A 17,435-nucleotide genomic window follows, 5' to 3' on the forward strand; every position below is an offset into this window, starting at 1 on the left:
TCATGGCGATCGACGAAAGAGGCACGCGGATGCTCAGGGAGTTCCGCGAGTTCGCCATGAAGGGCAACGTCGTCGATCTCGCGGTCGGCGTCATCATCGGCGCGGCCTTCGGCGCCATCGTCACATCGCTGGTCGGCGACGTGATCATGCCGATCATCGGTGCGGCCACCGGCGGCCTCGACTTCTCGAACTACTTCACGCCGCTTTCGAGCAAGGTCACCGCCGCAAATCTCGCGGACGCGAAAAAGCAGGGCGCCGTCTTGGCTTGGGGCAACTTCCTCACGCTGACGATCAACTTCATCATCATTGCCTTCGTGCTGTTCCTGGTGATCCGTGCCATGAACAAGTTGAAGCGCAAGGACGAGGCGCAGCCTGCCGCTCCACCAAAGCCGTCGGCCGAGGTCGAGCTGCTGACCGAGATCCGCGATCTCCTCAAGAAGTCTTGACGCGCTCGCTTCATCCAAACTGTTAGCGTCCTCGCGCATCTCGATCAGGTTTGTCTCGCATGGCCGACAAGAACGAACGTCCGATCAAGGTCATGGCGGAAAACCGCAAGGCCCGCTTCAACTATGCGATCGAGGATACGATCGAGGTCGGCATTGCGTTGACCGGCACCGAGGTCAAGTCGATCCGCAGCGGCAAGAGCACGATCGCGGAATCCTACGCCGATTCCAAGGACGGCGAGATCTGGCTGATCAACGCCACCATTCCGGAATATCTCCAGGGCAACCGCTTCAATCACGAGCCCAAGCGGCCGCGAAAACTGCTGCTGCATCGCAAGCAGATCAACAAGCTGATGGGTGCGGTCGACCGCGAAGGCATGACGCTGATCCCGCTCAAGCTTTACTTCAACGAGCGGGGTCGTGCCAAATTGCAGCTCGCGGTTGCAAAGGGCAAGAAGCTGCACGACAAGCGCGAGTCCGAGAAGAAGCGCGACTGGAGCCGGGAGAAGGGCCGCCTGATGCGGGCGAGGGGATAGCGGGATGACTCAGAGAAACCTGCTCGAGGTCGATTGGACCCGGATTCCCGCCCCGGCGGATGACGGCGGCGCCGCGCACCTGCAAGGCATGACGCTGCCGCCGGTCAGTCTGCTCGCCACTGACGACACGTCAGTCGCGCTGTCGGCGCTGCGTGGCCGGACCGTGGTGTTCGCCTATCCGCGCACCGGCGAGCCCGGCAAGATCGCGCTGGTCGACGATTGGGACATGATCCCGGGCGCGCGCGGCTGCACGCCGCAGACCTGCGCGTTTCGCGATCTGTTCGCCGAGCTGAAGGCCGCCGGTGCCGCGCAGGTGTACGGTCTCTCGACGCAAAGCAACGCGTACCAGACCGAGATGGCCTCGCGGCTGCATCTGCCGTTCCCGGTGCTCTCGGACGACAAGCTGGCGCTTACGCGCGCCCTGAATTTGCCGACCATGGAGGTCGCGGGCCTGACGCTGATCAAGCGCCTTGCGCTGATCGTCGACGACGCCAGGATCACGCATGTGTTCTATCCGGTGTTTCCGCCCGACCGGAACGCCGGCGATGTCCTGGACTGGCTGAAGGCCAACCCGGCCAAGGGCTCGTCTAAGGATTAATCGAGGTCGCTCTTCACCTTCGCGAACACGGAGCGGAACATGTCCGGCGTCAGCACGCGGGTGTTCGTATTGTAGCGGGAGCAGTGATAGCTGTCGTAGAGCCTGAAAGCGCCAGCCTGATGCACGGCGCCGTGGCCGAAGGGGGCTTGCGATCCCTTCAGGTTCAGCGGCTTGAGCACGGTGTCGTGCGCAATACGCCCGAGGGCGACGATCGCGCGCAGGTTCGGCATCGTTGCGAGATTAGCCGCGAGGAACTGCCGGCAGGTGTTGATCTCGACCGGCAGCGGCTTGTTCTGCGGCGGCACGCAATGCACCGCATTGGCGATCCGACAGTCGACCAGCTTCAGGCCGTCGTCGGGACGCGCCTGATATTGGCCCTTGGCGAAGCCGTATTCGAGCAGCGTGGCGTAGAGCAGATCGCCGGCATAATCGCCGGTGAAGGGACGGCCGGTGCGGTTGGCGCCCTGCATCCCCGGCGCGAGGCCGACGATCAGCAGGCGCGCCTTGATGTCGCCGAAAGGCGCAACCGGTGCATTGTGCCACAATGGCTCGCGCGCGCGGTTCGCCTCGCGAAAGGCGACCAGGCGCGGACAGAGCGGACAGTCACGGTCGGGGACGAGGCTGAGAGGCTGGCGGCTTGACCGGGCCGCCTCACTCCTCGAAGTCGTCATCGCCCCTCGCCGGCGCCATCGTGGTTGCGCGCTGGAGGAACTGCGGAGCGTGGTGGCGCGCCTCGCGGTCGCCGCGGTCACGCGGTGCGGGGCGTTCGGACGGGTCGCGGCCGAGCTTGGACTGCAGCTCGACGAGGTCGGTGAAGACGTCCGCCTGGCGGCGCAGCTCGTCGGCGATCATCGGCGGCTGGCTGGCGATCGTGGAAATCACGGTGACCCGCACGCCGCGGCGCTGAACGGCCTCGACCAGGGAGCGGAAGTCGCCGTCGCCCGAGAACAGCACCATCTGGTCGATGTGCTCGGCGAGCTCCATGGCGTTCACGGCGAGCTCGATGTCCATGTTGCCCTTGACCTTGCGGCGGCCGGAGGCGTCGATGAACTCCTTGGTCGCCTTGGTGACGACCGTGTAGCCGTTGTAGTCGAGCCAGTCGATCAGCGGCCGGATCGAGGAGTACTCCTGATCCTCGATGATCGCGGTGTAGTAGAACGCCCTAAGCAGCGTCCCGCGGCTCTGAAACTCCTTCAGCAGGCGCTTGTAATCGATGTCGAAGCCCAGAGTTTTCGCCGTCGCGTAGAGATTGGCTCCATCGATGAAGAGCGCGATCTTGTCGGTAGAGGAAGGTGACATTCAGTTTGCTCGCGTAGAGTTCGTGATTGATCGTTTTTTGTTGGCGCGGCGACAGCAAGCCGCGCACTTCTAAAGTCCCGCCGAAACCCGTCGAAACCGCAAATCCGGAGAAGTCGGTGCAATCAAGGTATAGTTATGGCCAACTCGCACACTCCCGGCGCCGCCGTCGCCGGCAGCCCGGGAAACCACCCATCCCAGCCCCAATGTGGGGGTAGCAGAGCCGTTTGGCGAGGCCAAATCACAAATTGGCCTTGCGAAACCCTCCCGGCACCTATAACTACCGGCATTCATCCACATATTTCGTCCCACCCACAACGGAGCGACAGTCGATGGCTCGCGTCACCGTAGAAGATTGTATCGACAAGGTCGACAACCGGTTTGACCTGGTCCTGCTGGCCGCCCACCGTGCCCGCATGATTTCGTCTGGTTCACAACTAACGGTTGACCGCGATAACGACAAGAACCCTGTTGTGTCTTTGCGCGAAATTGCAGAGACCACCATTTCGCCGGAGGACCTCCGCGAGGAACTGGTGCACTCGCTGCAGAAGTTCGTCGAGGTCGACGAGCCCGAGCCGGACACTGTGCCGCTGATCGGTTCCGCCGGTGCAAGCGTGGATGCAGACGATACCGAAGTCGCGGTTGAGCGCATGACCGAAGAAGAGCTCCTGAAGGGTCTCGAAGGCCTCGCGCCTCCCGAGGAGCAGCCCGAGGAGGACGAGTAAATCGTCCCGTCGCGCTCATCGACTTCTTTGTGATCTGATCAAAGGCCCGAACCGTTGTTCGGGCCTTTGCTTTTGTTTGCGTTTTCGTGGTTACCATAGCGTCGTCGGTTAGCGCCTGCCCCTGTCACTGAATTGATCGGACACGCGCGCGATCGGAGCTAAGATGTATACAACGGGCTCTGTCGTGGTCCGTTTGAAGGCAGGACGGCATGGTATATCGACGCCGCACACCAACGCAGATGCAGGCCGCAACCGAATCGGTTGCTGTGGCCCCGACTGCGCCGGTGGCGCGCCCGGCGAAGCCTCGCGCACGCATGATGCGTCAATATGACCTCGTCGAGCGCGTCAGGTCCTACAATCCCAACACCGACGAAGATCTGCTGAACCGCGCCTATGTTTACGCCATGAAGGCGCATGGCTCGCAGACCCGCGCCTCGGGCGACCCGTACTTCTCCCATCCGCTCGAAGTGGCGGCGATTCTCACCGACCTGAAGCTCGACGACGCCACCATCGTGGCTGCGCTGCTCCACGACACGATCGAGGACACCGAAGCGACGCGGGCCGAGATCGACCAGATCTTCGGGCCCGAGATCGGCGCGCTGGTCGAGGGCCTGACCAAGCTGAAGCGGCTGGAACTGGTATCGCGGGAGGCCAAGCAGGCCGAGAATCTGCGCAAATTGTTGCTGGCCATTGCCGACGATGTCCGCGTGCTCCTGGTGAAGCTCGCCGATCGCCTGCACAACATGCGCACGCTGGACTTCGTGCCGACGGAATCGCGACGGCGCATTGCCGAGGAGACGCTCGACATCTATGCGCCGCTGGCCGGACGCATGGGCATGCAGGAGATGCGCGAGGAGCTGGAGGACCTGTCGTTCCGGACCCTCGACCCGGAAGCCTATTCGGTGGTGATGCAGCGGCTCGATGCGCTGGCCGAGCGCAACCGCAATCTGATCGGCGAAATCGAGGACCAGCTCTCGAACAATCTGCGCCACCGGGGCCTGGGGGCGCGGGTCTATGGCCGCCGGAAGAAGCCATTCTCGATCTGGACCAAGATGGAGCGCAAGTCGGTCGGCTTCGAGCAATTGTCCGACATCTTCGGTTTCCGCGTCGTCGTCAACGACATCGAGGCCTGCTACCGCGCGCTCGGCATCGTCCACACCAACTGGCCGGTCGTGCCCGGCCGGTTCAAGGACTACATCTCGACGCCGAAGCAGAACGACTACCGCTCGATCCACACCACCGTGATCGGCCCCGGCAACCAGCGCGTCGAGTTGCAGATCCGCACCGAGGCGATGGACCAAATCGCCGAGCGCGGCATCGCCGCGCACGTGTTCTACAAGGAAGGCGTGGGCTCGCCGACCGAATTCCTCAAGCGCGAGTCCAATGCGTTCGCCTGGTTGCGCCACACCATCGGCATTCTCTCGGAGAGCGCCAACCCCGAGGAATTCCTCGAGCACACCAAGCTCGAGCTGTTCCACGACCAGGTGTTCTGCTTCACCCCGAAGGGCAAGCTGATCGCGCTGCCGCGCCATGCCAACGTGATCGACTTCGCTTATGCCGTACACACCGACGTCGGCAACAGCGCAGTGGGCTGCAAGATCAACGGCCAGTTTGCGCCGCTGTCCTCGGAGCTCCAGAACGGCGACGAGGTCGAGGTGCTGACCTCGGAAGCGCAAGCGGCGCCGCCGTCGGCCTGGGAAACGCTCGCGGTCACCGGCAAGGCACGCGCTGCGATCCGCCGCGCCACCAGGACTGCGGTGCGCGATCAATATGTCGGTCTCGGCCGGCGCATCGTCGAGCGCCTGTTCGAGCGCGCCAAGATCGAATACGCCGACGACAAGCTCAAGGGCGCGCTGCCGCGACTGGCACGAACCTCGATCGAGGACGTCATGGCGGCTGTGGGACGCGGCGAGATCAAGGCCTCCCACGTCGCGCGTGCGATGTATCCCGACTACAAGGAGGAGCGCATCGCGCGCTACGGCGTCAAGAAGGGGCTTCCCGGCAAGCTCAAGGAGAAGTCGTCCGAACCGCCGCGCAGCCCGGTCGCGATCCCGATCCGCGGCATCAATTCCGACCTGCCGGTGAAGTTCGCGCCGAACGGCGGCGCGGTGCCCGGTGATCGCATCATCGGCATCGTCACGCCGGGCGAGGGCATCACCATCTACCCGATCCAGGCGCCGGCCCTGAAGGATTTCGAAGAGGAGCCGGAGCGCTGGCTTGACGTGCGCTGGGACATCGAGGACTCCGCGCCGCAGCGCTTCCCGGCCCGCATCAAGGTCGAGAACGTCAACGAGCCCGGCGCGCTGGCGCAGATCGCGACCGTGATCGCCGAGCACGACGGCAACATCGACAACATCAGCATGCAGCGCCGCTCACCGGACTTCACGGAGACGACGATCGATCTCGAAGTCTACGATCTCAAGCATTTGAGCGCGATCCTGGCCCAGCTGCGCGCGAAGGCGGTCGTCGCCCGCGCCGAACGTGTTAATGGATAGACGCCTTCCGTCCTGGTCTGTCCCTATGATTCCGTGAGTCCTGAAATGCCTGCACCTCCGCTCCGCCTCGGCGTCAATGTCGATCATGTCGCGACCCTGCGTAACGCGCGCGGCGGCCGCAATCCCGATCCGGTGCGCGCGGCGCTGCTGGCGATCGAGGCCGGCGCCGACGGCATCACCGCTCATTTGCGCGAGGATCGCCGGCACATCCGCGACGAGGACATGGCGCGGCTGAAAGCCGAGATCTCCAAGCCGCTCAATTTCGAGATGGCGGCCACCGACGACATGATGCGCATTTCGCTCGCCACCAGGCCGCACGCGGTGTGCCTCGTGCCGGAGCGGCGCCAGGAGGTGACGACCGAAGGCGGGCTCGACGTCGTCGGACAGCACAATGCGCTGGCGCCTTCTATCGCGCGGCTGAACGATGCCGGCATCCGGGTGTCGCTGTTCATCGCGGCCGATCCTGCCCAGATCGAGATGGCGGCGCGGCTGCGCGCGCCCGTGATCGAGATCCACACCGGCGCCTGGTGCGACGCCGTCGTCGATGGTCACACTGATAAGGCCGAGGCCGAATGGCGGCGAATCGTGGCGGGGGCGAAGCTGGCGAAGGAAGCAGGGCTGGAGGTTCACGCCGGACACGGGCTGGACTACGCGACGGCGGAGACGATCGCCGGCTTGCCTGAGATCATGGAGCTCAACATCGGCTACTACATGATCGGCGAAGCCCTGTTCGTCGGTCTCGCCGAGACGGTGCGCAGCATGCGCGCGGCGATGGACCGCGGCCGGAGCCGGGCATGATCATCGGCATCGGCTCCGATCTGATCGACATCACCCGTGTCGGCAAGGTGATCGACCGCCATGGCGAGCGCTTCCTCGACCGCATCTTCACCGCGGCCGAGCGGGCCAAGGCGGAACGGCGCGCCAAGAACGAGAAGATGGTGGTGGCAACCTACGCCAAACGCTTCGCCGCCAAGGAGGCCTGTTCCAAGGCGCTCGGCACCGGCATCAGGCGCGGCGTCTGGTGGCGCGACATGGGGGTGGTCAACCTGCCGGGAGGGCGGCCAACCATGCAATTGACGGGCGGGGCGCTGGCCCGGCTCCAGGCCCTGACGCCGGAGGGGTTCACGGCGCAGATCGACCTGTCGATCACCGATGACTGGCCGTTGGCACAGGCCTTGGTCATCATTTCCGCCGTGCCGCTGGACAAACCCTGATTGGGCACCGATCATTTTATAATTCGCATTCAAAATCAAATGCTTATGCAGTTTTGATGCGATCCTTGATTGCGTGGCCTCCGACAACCGTCTAAAAGTCCGCGGACGCAAATCAGGCTGGGCGAATTCGGCTTTACGCCGGAATTGGCCCTCATTATCAGAATCAGGACAATCTCCTTGGGCCGCGAGCGATGGGCTGTTCGCGGGAGGAGGGCGCGCTGTGACCGCCCGCCGGAATTGAGAGAGCAATGAGCGTGACTTCAGGAACGAAAACTGAGAGCGGCGTCGGCGAAACGATCCGGGTCGTGATCCACGCTCTCCTGATCGCGCTGGTGATCCGCACCTTCCTGTTTCAGCCGTTCAACATCCCATCCGGCTCGATGAAGGCCACGTTGCTGGTCGGCGACTATCTGTTCGTCTCGAAATATTCCTACGGCTACAGCCACTATTCGATCCCGTTCTCACCGCCGTTGTTCTCGGGGCGGATCTGGGGCTCGGACCCGAACCGCGGCGACATCGTCGTATTCCGCCTGCCGAAGGACGATTCCACCGACTACATCAAGCGCGTGATCGGCCTGCCCGGCGACCGCATCCAGATGCGGGACGGGCTGCTCTACATCAACGACACGCCGGTCGAGCGGCAGCGCATGAGCGAATTTGTCGGCGAGGATCCCTGCGGCGCCGAAGGCAGCGGCGTCTCCCGGGTGAAGCGCTGGAAGGAAACGCTGCCGAACGGCGTGTCCTACGAGACGCTGGACTGCGCCGACAACGGCTACGTCGACAACACCAACGTCTACACCGTGCCGACCGGCCACTTCTTCATGATGGGCGACAACCGCGACAACTCCACCGACAGCCGCTTTCTCGGCCAGGTCGGCTACGTGCCGCAGGAGAATTTGATCGGGCGCGCCCAGATGATCTTCTTCTCGATCGCCGAAGGCGAGCATGCATGGATGTTCTGGCGCTGGCCGTGGGCGGTGCGCTGGAATCGCTTCTTCAAAATCGTCCGATGAAAGACGAAGCCAAGGACATCGCGACCCTGCCGACCGAGGCGCAAGCGGGCCCCGACGGCGAAGCTGCGACCAAGAGCCTTGAGGGCAAGACGCCTGAAAACAAGACGCCCGCAAAGAAGAAGCGGGTGCGGAGCAGCAAGGCCAGGGGCTCGGATGCGAACGCGGGGCTCGAGGCACGCATCGGCTACAGCTTTGCCGATCCGAACCTTTTGATGCAAGGCATCACGCATGTCTCCGCGTTGAAGTCCGGGCGCAAGCGCGGCGACAGCTATCAGCGCCTGGAATTCCTCGGCGACCACGTGCTCGGGCTCGTCGTCTCCGACATGCTCTATCACGCCTTCCCGAACGCTGACGAAGGCGAGATGTCCAAGCGACTTGCCGAACTTGTGCGCAAGGAGAGCTGCGCCGATGTCGCCAAGTCGCTCGGTCTGCTGGACGACATCAAGCTCGGCTCGGTCGGCTCCAGCGCCGACGCGCGCCTGCGCAAGAGCGTGCTCGGCGACATCTGCGAGGCCGTGATCGGCGCCGTCTTCCTCGACGGCGGCTACGCGGCGGCGGCCGATTTCGTCAAGCGCAACTGGACCGAGCGCATGCACAAGCCGCGGCGTCCGTTGCGCGATCCCAAGACCGTTCTCCAGGAATGGGCGCAGGGCAAGGGATTGCCGACGCCTGTTTATCGCGAGGTCGAGCGCACCGGCCCGCATCATGATCCGCAATTCCGCGTCGCGGTCGATCTTCCGGGACTCGCTCCGGCGGAAGGCATCGGCGGCAGCAAGCGTGCGGCAGAGAAAGTGGCAGCTTCAGTGATGATCGAACGTGAAGGCGTTGGCGGCGGCAATGACGGTTGAAGCAAGCGGCGAGGCACCCACCGCGACGCGCTGCGGCTTCGTCGCGCTGATCGGCGCGCCGAACGTCGGCAAATCCACGCTGGTCAATGCGCTGGTCGGGGCCAAGGTCACGATCGTCTCGCGCAAGGTGCAGACCACGCGCGCGCTGATCCGCGGCATCGTGATCGAGAACAATTCGCAGATCATCCTGGTCGATACGCCCGGCATCTTCCTGCCCAAGCGCCGGCTCGACCGCGCCATGGTCTCGACCGCCTGGAGCGGCGCGCATGACGCCGACCTCGTGTGCGTGCTGCTGGATGCCAAGGCCGGCATCGACGAGGAAGCCGAGGCGATCCTCACCAAGGTCGCCAGCGTCAAGCACGAGAAGATTTTGGTCATCAACAAGGTCGACCTGGTCCAGCGCGAGAAGCTGCTGGCGCTGGCGCAGGCCGCCAACGAGCGCATGGCCTTCGCACAGACGTTTATGATCGCGGCGATCTCCGGCGACGGTGTCGACGACCTCAGGCATACACTGGCCGAGATCGTGCCGCCGGGGCCGTTCCTCTATCCCGAAGACCAGATGTCGGACGCGCCGATGCGGCAGCTTGCGGCCGAGATCACCCGCGAGAAGATCTTTCGCAAGCTGCACCAGGAATTGCCCTACCAGTCCACCGTCGAGACCGACAAGTGGGAGGAGCGCAAGGACAAGTCGGTGCGCATCGAGCAGACGATCTTCGTCGAGCGCGAAAGCCAGCGCAAGATCGTGCTCGGCGCGGGCGGCGCCACCATCAAGTCGATCGGCGCGGACTCGCGCAAGGAGATCGGCGAGATCCTGGGCGTGCCGGTGCACCTGTTCCTGTTCGTCAAGGTGCGCGAGAACTGGAGCGACGATCCCGATCGCTACCGCGAGATGGGCCTGGAATTTCCCAAAGAATAACCAAGAAAAGATCGGTCGGCGATGAGCGTACCCAGCAACGTACGGCGCTTCGAAGCGTTGCTCTATGCATCGTTGATGCTGGATGCCTTGTCGGTGGCGGTGCAGGACCGCACGCCGACTGCCGAGATGACCGAACAGATGATCATGACGTCGTCGCTGCTTGCCGGCGGCATGATCCTGCTGCTGGTTTATTTCGTCCGGCTGGCCGCGCGCGGGCGCAAGAACTGGCCGCGCTGGGTGCTGGCGGCAGCACTCGTACTGTCGGTGATCTCGCTCGGCCAGATCATCGGCGAGAAGGGCATGGAACTCGACAGCGCCATCGAGATCGTCTCCTGCGTGCTGACGGCGATGGGATTGTATTTCTCGTTCCGCGGCGACGCGCAGGGCTGGTTCAACGCGTGAGGCCGCGTCGGGTGGATTGGCGGCGCTTCACTTTCCGGCCTCCCGCCAATCCGCCCTACGATTGAAGACCGGAATCCGCTAGACTTCACCGATGGAATGGACCGACGAAGGCATCGTGCTGGGGGTGCGGCGGCATGGCGAGAGCAGCGCCATCGTCGAGCTGCTGACCCGTGCGCACGGCCGCCATCTCGGTCTCGTCCGCGGCGGCGCCGGCTCGCGGATGCGGCCGCTGCTGCAGCCCGGCAACAGCCTCAGCGTGGTGTGGCGGGCGCGGCTCGACGAGCATCTCGGCACCTATGCCATCGAGGGCCTCAAGCTGCGGGCGGCGACGCTGCTGGGATCATCCCACGGAGTCTACGGCATCACCCACCTCGCTTCGATCGCACGGTTGCTGCCGGAGCGCGATCCGCACGAAAACCTCCTGGCGCTGCTCGAACATTCGCTGGACGATTTCGACGACATCGGCAGCGCCGCCGTACACGTGATCCATTTCGAACTGGCAATGCTCACCGAGCTCGGCTTCGGGCTGGCGCTGGAAAACTGCGCCGTAACCGGAGAGACCACCGACCTGATCTACGTCTCGCCCAAATCCGGCGGCGCGGTGTCGCGCGGGGCGGGCGAACCGTGGCGCGACCGGCTATTGCGGCTGCCGCCGTTCCTGCGCCAGGGCGAGGTGCAGGGCGACCTCACCGACGAGGATCTTCAGGACGGCTTTCGACTGACCGGCCTTTTCCTGTTGCGCCACGTGCTGGAGCCGCGCGGGCAAGGCCATTCCGACGCGCGGGCAGGCTTCATCAGCGCGTTGACGCGGCAGCAGGCAAAGGCCGCGATTCCCGCGCCATGAGTCAAACGCGGCTCTGCATTGTCGCAATATGTCGGCCCGCCGTGGAACGAAATCGGGTTTCCCTGACTTGCCCCCGGGGTTCCAACCGGGGATATCCTGATGCTGATCAAGGGACTTGTGATATCGGCAGCGCTGATGGCGCTGGCGCCGGACGCCCTCGCGGGTGAGCAGCCGGGCGTCTTTCGCCGTGCCTCCTGTACCGTCGTCAGATTCTATGTGGCCAAATATTCTGCTGCAGCCGCAGAGGCATGGGCGCGGTCCAAGGGCGCGACGGAGGCCGAGATCGAGACGGCCCGGCGGTGCCTGACCAATGCCCCGGCCACCACGCAGGCCAAAAACGCCCAACCCACCCAGACCTTCACCGCAGGCTGGGCCGGCCAGTAGGCCGCCCACAGGGAACCAATCGATCCTTGCCCGATTCGCTTCCACGGTTTAACCGGGCGGCATGGGAAAACGATTGATTCCGCCGGAGGAACCGGCCGAAATTCACGAGGTGCCGCTGCGTGAGGCGCTGGAAGAGCGCTATCTTGCGTACGCGCTCTCCACCATCATGCACCGCGCACTGCCCGATGCCCGCGACGGCCTGAAGCCGGTGCATAGGCGCATCCTCTATGGCATGCGCCTGCTCCGGCTCGATCCGGGCACGGCTTTCAAGAAGTCCGCCAAAATCGTCGGCGACGTGATGGGCTCGTTCCATCCGCACGGCGACCAGGCGATCTACGACGCCATGGTGCGTCTCGCTCAGGATTTCTCCTCGCGCTACCCGCTCGTCGACGGCCAGGGCAATTTCGGCAATATCGACGGCGATAATCCCGCCGCCTATCGCTACACCGAAGCGCGCATGACCGACGTCGCGCGGCTTCTGCTCGACGGCATCGATGAGGACGGGGTCGAATTCCGTCCCAATTACGATGGCCAGTCGAAAGAGCCGATCGTGCTGCCCGGCGGCTTCCCGAACCTGCTCGCCAACGGTGCGCAGGGTATCGCGGTCGGCATGGCGACCTCGATCCCGCCGCACAACGCCGCCGAGCTCTGCGACGCCGCGCTGCATCTGATCGAGAAACCGGACGCGAAATCCAAAGCGCTGCTGAAATGGGTCAAGGGTCCGGATTTCCCGACCGGCGGCATCTGCGTCGATTCCAAGCAGGCGATCGCTGAAGCCTACACCACCGGCCGCGGCTCGTTCCGCGTCCGCTCCCGATGGGAGCAGGAAGAGGGCGCGCGTGGCACCTGGGTCGTTGTCGTCACCGAGATACCCTTTCTGGTGCAGAAGTCGCGGTTGATCGAGAAGATCGCCGAGCTGCTCGACCAGAAGAAGCTGCCGCTGGTCGGCGACATCAGGGACGAGTCGGCCGAAGACGTTCGCATCGTGATCGAGCCGAAGTCGAAGAACGTCGATCCCGCGCTGATGATGGAATCGCTGTTCCGGCTGACCGAGCTCGAAAACAAGATTCCGCTGAACCTGAACGTGCTGATCAAGGGCCGCGTCCCCAAGGTGGTGGGGCTCGCTGAGTGCCTGCGCGAATGGCTCGACCATCTGCGCGACGTGCTGATCCGCCGGACCAACCATCGCAAGGCCGAGATCGAGCGCCGGCTGGAGATTCTCGGCGGCTTGCTGATTGCCTATCTGAACATCGACGAGGTGATCAGGATCATCCGCAACGAGGACGAGCCGAAGCCGGCGCTGATCAAGGCGTTCAAGCTCACCGAGGTGCAGGCCGAAGCCATCCTCAACATGCGGCTGCGCAGCCTGCGCAAGCTCGAGGAGATGGAGATCCGCACCGAGGACAAGGATCTGCGCAAGGAGCTGAAGGGGATCGAGGGACTGCTGGCGTCCGAGCCCGAGCAGTGGAAGAAGGTCAGTGAGCAGGTCGCCAAGGTCCGCGACATGTTCGGGCCGAAGACGCCGCTCGGCAAGCGCCGCACCACTTTTGCCGATGCGCCCGAGCACGATCTCGCCGCCATCGAGGAGGCCTTGGTCGAGCGCGAGCCGGTGACCGTCGTCGTCTCGGACAAGGGCTGGATCCGCACCTTGAAGGGCCATGTCGAGGATCTCTCGGGGCTTGCCTTCAAGCAGGACGACAAGCTCGGCTTTGCCTTCTTCGCCGAGACCACGTCCAAGCTGCTGCTGTTCGCCACCAACGGCAAATTCTACTCGCTCGATGTCGCAAAGCTGCCGGGCGGTCGCGGTCATGGCGAGCCGATCCGCCAGTTCATCGACCTGGAGCCGGAGGCCGCTCCCGTCGTGCTGTTCGTCAACAAGGGCGGACGCAAATTCCTGGTCGCGAGCCACGAGGGCCAGGGCTTTGTCGTCAACGAGGACGACTGCGTCGGCACCACCAAGAAGGGCAAGCAGGTCCTCAACGTCGACATGCCGAACGAGGCGCGCACGGTTACCGAGGTGCTCGGCGATACCGTCGCCGTCATCGGCGAGAACCGCAAGATGCTGCTTTTCCCGCTCGACCAGGTGCAGGAGATGCCGCGTGGCCGCGGTGCGCGCCTGCAGAAATACAAGGACGGCGGTCTTTCCGACGTCGCCGTGTTCGACGCCAAGGCGGGCCTGACCTGGAAAGACTCCGCAGGCCGCGAATTCTCCGCGACCATGAAGGAGCTCGCCGAGTGGAAAGGCAACCGCGGTGACGCTGGCCGCCTCGCGCCGAAGGGATTCCCGAAGTCGAACAAGTTCGGCAGGGTGATCGGGTAGGGCTCGCCGTCGCCATATCGACAGTGTCATGCCCCGCGCAGGCGGGGCATCCAGTACGCCGCGACCTCTCGGCTCAATCATAGCTTTCTCTGGAATACTGGATCGCCCGGTCAAGCCGGGCGATGACAGCCAGGGTGTAGCGCGCAAACGCGCGGCAGATAGCCGTGAGCGCATGAGTGCCTTCCTCGAACGGGCACGAACATTGCCTTTTCCTGGCGACAGCAAACAGCTGGTCAAAAGGCAAAAGGCACCAATGTCCAAACTGAAGGCTTTCATTCCAGCGCTGTTCGCGTTGGCGCTGACCGCGCCGCCGGCGCATGCGGCGGGTAATCTCGTCGCGGTGCTCGAGGCGGAGATCGTCACGCTCGATCCGCATTTCTCCGCGGCCTACATTACGCGCACTTTCGGCTACATGGTGTTCGACACGCTGTTTGCGAAGGATTCCAAAGGCGAGATCAAGCCGCAGATGGTGCAGGACTGGAATGTCTCGGCCGATGGCCTGACCTACAGTTTCACGCTGCGCGACGGCCTGAAATGGCATGACGGCCAGCCGGTCACGGCCGCCGATTGCGTCGCTTCGCTACGCCGCTGGGGCACCCGCAGTGCGCTCGGCCGCCGCATCTTCGCGATCACGACCTCGCTCGAGCCCACCGACGCAAAAACCTTCGTGCTGACGCTGAAGGAGCCATCTGGTCTCGTCATCGACGCGCTCGGCAATCCCGTCAGTCCGGTCGCCTTCATGATGCCCGAGCGCATTGCCAAAACGCCCGGCGACCAGCGCATCACCGAGATCGTCGGCTCTGGCCCGTTCGTCTACAGCAAGGCCGATCACCGCACCGGCGACCGCATGGTCCTGAAGAAATTCGCCGACTATGTGCCGCGTCCCGAGCCTGCCGACTTCCTCGCCGGCGGCAAGCGCGTCAACATCGACACGCTCGAGATCCGCGTCATTCCAGATGGTGCGACCGCAGCCTCCGCGCTGCAGGCCGGCGAAGTCGATTTCATGCAGTATGCGCCGTTCGATCTGCTGCCGACGCTTGAGAAGAACTCTCGCGTGAAACTCGTCAATTTCACCGGCGGCAACATGTTCGCGGGCGCCTATCGCCTCAACGCCGCATCGAAGCCGTTCGACGATCCCGCCATCAGGCGCGTGCTGTGGAAGCTGGTCGATCAGCGCGAGGTGCTGGACGCACTCGGCCTGGACGCCAAATACGCGGCCCCTTGCGCGACATACTTCACCTGCGGCACCACCTATGACAGCAAGGCCGGCACCGAGGCCGCGGTGAGCCCGTCGATCGAGGCGGCGAGGGCGGCACTGAAGGCGACGAAATATGCCGGCGAGCCTGTTATCGTGATGGAGGCGAACGATCTCGAAGCCCCGCGCGTCTCGGCGCAGGTGCTGGCCGAGCGGCTGAAGCAGGCCGGTTTCACCGTCGATCTCCAAGTGATGGACTGGGCGAGCGTGCTGGCACGCCGCGCCAAGAAGGAGGGCTGGAGCGTCTATGGCGTCCACGCCGGCGGTTTCGATCTCGGCTCGCCCTTGACCAACGTCATGGTCGCCTTCAACTGCGCCGACTTCACCGGCTGGCAGTGTGACGCGCGCATCACGCCGCTGATGGAGGCCTTTGCCAAGGCGCCCGCCGAGGAGGATCGCAAGAAGATCGCAGGCGAGATCCAGGCCGTCATGTACGATCAGGCACCCGCAATACCGTGGGGCCAATTCGCCCAGCCTGCCGCCTCTCGCGCCAGTTTGCGCGGTCTGATACCGTCAGCCATCCCGGTGTTCTGGAACGTTGAGAAGTAGCCCGATGTACGATGTCATTGTTGTCGGCGGCGGCTCCGCCGGCGCCGCCGTTGCGGCGCGGCTCTCGGAAGATCCCGCGCGGCGCGTCCTGCTGCTCGAGGCGGGTCTGGACTGGCGCGCCGACGAGGCGCCCTGGGAAGTGATGACGCCAAATCCCATCCCGATCATCCACAAGCGCGAGTACCAGGAGAAATGGCAATGGCCGGATCTTCTGACGCGCCGTGTGGCCGGCCAGGAGCCGCGCTTCTACTGGCGCGGCAAGGGGCTCGGCGGCTCGTCGATGATGAACGGCCAGATCGCCATCCGCGGCGTCGCCGCTGCGTTCGACGAATGGGCCGCCAATGGCTGCACCGGCTGGTCGGCGAAGGACGTGATGCCGTTGTTCTCGGTGATCGAGGATGATCTGGAATTCGGCGACGCCGCCGGCCACGGACGCGGCGGACCGCTGCCGGTCTATCGCGCGCTGCCGGACAAATGGGGACCGATCGATCGCGGCTTGCGCGATGCGGCGCTGGCGAGCGGCCATCCCTGGTGCGCCGACGTCAACGGCCCGGACGGCGAGGGCGTCGCCTGCTATCCCATAAATAGCCGCGACAGCCGCCGCATCACGACTAATGAGGGTTATCTGGAGCCCGCGCGCGGCCGCGCCAATCTCGAGATTCGCGGGCATGCACTGGTCGACCGGGTCCTGATCAGCGACGGAAGGGCGACCGGCCTCCGCGTTCACATCGAGGGGCAGGGCACCAGCGAGATCAGCGCGCGCCAGATCGTGCTGTGCGCCGGCGCCATCCACAGTCCGGCGATCCTGCTGCGCTCGGGCATTGGACCCGCGCATGAGCTGAAGGCGATGGGGATCGCGGTCGAGCGCGACCTGCCGGTCGGCCGGCACTTCTTCGACCACCCGCTGTTTCGCGCCACGATCCAGCTCCACGAAAACCTGCGGCCGACCGATCCGGACACCCGCCATACCAATTGCTGCGTGACTTATTCGTCGGGCCTCGCCGACGGCGGCAAGCGCGACATGATCATGATCGCTTTCAATCATCGCGGCATCGGCGTGCCGGGGGCCATCGGCGCCGGGCTGTTCAACGCGTATTCGCGTGGAACGCTCAAGCTGGCCTCGACCGATCCTGCGATCGATCCTGTCGTCGAGGAAAACATGCTGGCCGATCCCCGCGACATGCTGCGCATGAAGGATGCGGTGAAGCGGCTGGCCGTGATCACCACCCACCCGGCGCTATCAGGCATCGCGGACTGGATCCGGCTCGCCGACACGGATTTGAGCTTGCCCCAGGCTGCGGCCTTGCCCGATCACGAACTCGACACGCTGCTGCGCCGTGAGACCGGCGATATCCAGCACGCTGCCGGCAGTTGCCGGATGACTGGTGTCAACGACGCCGACGGCGTGGTCAATCCTGATGGTACGGTGAAGGGTATTACGGGCCTGCGCGTCGCCGACGCCTCGATCATGCCGTCGGATTGCCGGGCGAACACCCACTTCACGACGGTGGTGATCGGGGAAGCGATTGCGCGGATGATGATGCGGTAGAGCGAAAACGACAGTGTCATGCTCCGCGAAGGCGGGCATCCAGTACTC

Annotated in this window: 18 protein-coding genes; 16 read left to right on the forward strand and 2 right to left on the reverse strand. The window is 64.4% G+C overall.

Features of this window, described 5'->3' with window-relative positions:
• The first annotated feature begins 2 nt into the window (after positions 1-2).
• Genes mscL through AC0L30_RS02200 form a run of 3 tightly spaced genes read left to right on the forward strand, consistent with a single transcriptional unit; the run spans position 3 to position 1,577 of the window.
• A complete protein-coding gene (gene mscL, locus AC0L30_RS02190) occupies positions 3-446 on the forward strand; it encodes a large conductance mechanosensitive channel protein MscL (protein ID WP_219684713.1) in 444 nt (147 codons plus the stop codon).
• A 59-nt stretch (positions 447-505) separates the two neighbouring features.
• Positions 506-979 carry an SsrA-binding protein SmpB gene (gene smpB, locus AC0L30_RS02195; RefSeq protein WP_027567292.1) on the forward strand — a complete coding sequence of 158 codons (474 nt, stop codon included), beginning with the start codon at positions 506-508 and terminating at the stop codon, positions 977-979.
• A gap of 4 nt (positions 980-983) precedes the next feature.
• Positions 984-1,577 carry a peroxiredoxin gene (locus AC0L30_RS02200; RefSeq protein WP_007603388.1) on the forward strand — a complete coding sequence of 198 codons (594 nt, stop codon included), beginning with the start codon at positions 984-986 and terminating at the stop codon, positions 1,575-1,577.
• Here AC0L30_RS02200 and AC0L30_RS02205 read toward each other — a convergent pair.
• Together AC0L30_RS02205 and AC0L30_RS02210 are read right to left on the reverse strand one after the other, a co-directional pair.
• Complete coding sequence (locus tag AC0L30_RS02205) at positions 1,574-2,248, reverse strand: uracil-DNA glycosylase (protein ID WP_007603389.1); 675 nt, start codon at positions 2,246-2,248, stop codon at positions 1,574-1,576. The two genes, AC0L30_RS02200 and AC0L30_RS02205, sit on opposite strands and share 4 nt — an antisense overlap.
• The gene (locus AC0L30_RS02210) at positions 2,229-2,876 is read right to left on the reverse strand and encodes a LabA-like NYN domain-containing protein (protein ID WP_007603390.1); all 648 of its coding nucleotides are present in this window, start codon (positions 2,874-2,876) and stop codon (positions 2,229-2,231) included. Before AC0L30_RS02210 ends, AC0L30_RS02205 begins: the two co-directional genes overlap by 20 nt.
• A 329-nt stretch (positions 2,877-3,205) precedes the next feature.
• Between AC0L30_RS02210 and rpoZ the strand changes: the two genes are divergently transcribed.
• The 13 genes from rpoZ (at position 3,206) to AC0L30_RS02275 (ending at position 17,387) form a co-directional block, all read left to right on the forward strand.
• Positions 3,206-3,598, forward strand: a complete 393-nt coding sequence (gene rpoZ, locus AC0L30_RS02215; protein ID WP_007603391.1) for a DNA-directed RNA polymerase subunit omega — start codon at positions 3,206-3,208, stop codon at positions 3,596-3,598.
• 209 nt (positions 3,599-3,807) lie between these two features.
• A complete protein-coding gene (locus tag AC0L30_RS02220) occupies positions 3,808-6,093 on the forward strand; it encodes a RelA/SpoT family protein (RefSeq protein ID WP_473365442.1) in 2,286 nt (761 codons plus the stop codon).
• 45 nt (positions 6,094-6,138) lie between these two features.
• Positions 6,139-6,891 carry a pyridoxine 5'-phosphate synthase gene (locus tag AC0L30_RS02225; RefSeq protein WP_473365443.1) on the forward strand — a complete coding sequence of 251 codons (753 nt, stop codon included), beginning with the start codon at positions 6,139-6,141 and terminating at the stop codon, positions 6,889-6,891.
• Positions 6,888-7,307, forward strand: a complete 420-nt coding sequence (gene acpS, locus AC0L30_RS02230; RefSeq protein ID WP_473365444.1) for a holo-ACP synthase — start codon at positions 6,888-6,890, stop codon at positions 7,305-7,307. Before AC0L30_RS02225 ends, acpS begins: the two co-directional genes overlap by 4 nt.
• A gap of 248 nt (positions 7,308-7,555) precedes the next feature.
• On the forward strand, positions 7,556-8,320 hold the full coding sequence (gene lepB, locus AC0L30_RS02235; RefSeq protein ID WP_007603395.1) for a signal peptidase I: 765 nt from the start codon (positions 7,556-7,558) through the stop codon (positions 8,318-8,320).
• Positions 8,317-9,168 (forward strand): ribonuclease III, encoded by an 852-nt coding sequence (gene rnc / locus AC0L30_RS02240; protein WP_007603396.1) that lies wholly within the window; start codon positions 8,317-8,319, stop codon positions 9,166-9,168. The genes lepB and rnc overlap by 4 nt, the downstream gene beginning before the upstream one ends.
• Positions 9,158-10,084: a GTPase Era gene (gene era, locus AC0L30_RS02245; RefSeq protein WP_219684708.1), complete on the forward strand. Its 927-nt coding sequence runs from the start codon at positions 9,158-9,160 to the stop codon at positions 10,082-10,084. The genes rnc and era overlap by 11 nt, the downstream gene beginning before the upstream one ends.
• A 21-nt stretch (positions 10,085-10,105) precedes the next feature.
• Positions 10,106-10,486, forward strand: coding sequence for a hypothetical protein (locus tag AC0L30_RS02250; protein WP_007603399.1), 381 nt, complete (start codon positions 10,106-10,108; stop codon positions 10,484-10,486).
• A gap of 91 nt (positions 10,487-10,577) precedes the next feature.
• The gene (gene recO / locus AC0L30_RS02255) at positions 10,578-11,330 is read left to right on the forward strand and encodes a DNA repair protein RecO (protein WP_007603400.1); all 753 of its coding nucleotides are present in this window, start codon (positions 10,578-10,580) and stop codon (positions 11,328-11,330) included.
• 99 nt (positions 11,331-11,429) lie between these two features.
• Positions 11,430-11,714, forward strand: coding sequence for a hypothetical protein (locus AC0L30_RS02260; RefSeq protein WP_007603401.1), 285 nt, complete (start codon positions 11,430-11,432; stop codon positions 11,712-11,714).
• Between the two features lie 61 nt (positions 11,715-11,775).
• Entirely contained in the window at positions 11,776-14,034 is a 2,259-nt protein-coding gene (gene parC, locus AC0L30_RS02265; RefSeq protein ID WP_007603402.1) for a DNA topoisomerase IV subunit A, read from the forward strand.
• A gap of 253 nt (positions 14,035-14,287) precedes the next feature.
• Complete coding sequence (locus tag AC0L30_RS02270; RefSeq protein ID WP_473403721.1) at positions 14,288-15,838, forward strand: ABC transporter substrate-binding protein; 1,551 nt, start codon at positions 14,288-14,290, stop codon at positions 15,836-15,838.
• A 4-nt stretch (positions 15,839-15,842) separates the two neighbouring features.
• Complete coding sequence (locus AC0L30_RS02275; RefSeq protein ID WP_007603405.1) at positions 15,843-17,387, forward strand: GMC family oxidoreductase; 1,545 nt, start codon at positions 15,843-15,845, stop codon at positions 17,385-17,387.
• The last annotated feature ends 48 nt before the right edge of the window (positions 17,388-17,435 follow it).

Source organism: Bradyrhizobium sp. MI1.11 (genome assembly GCF_055811255.1).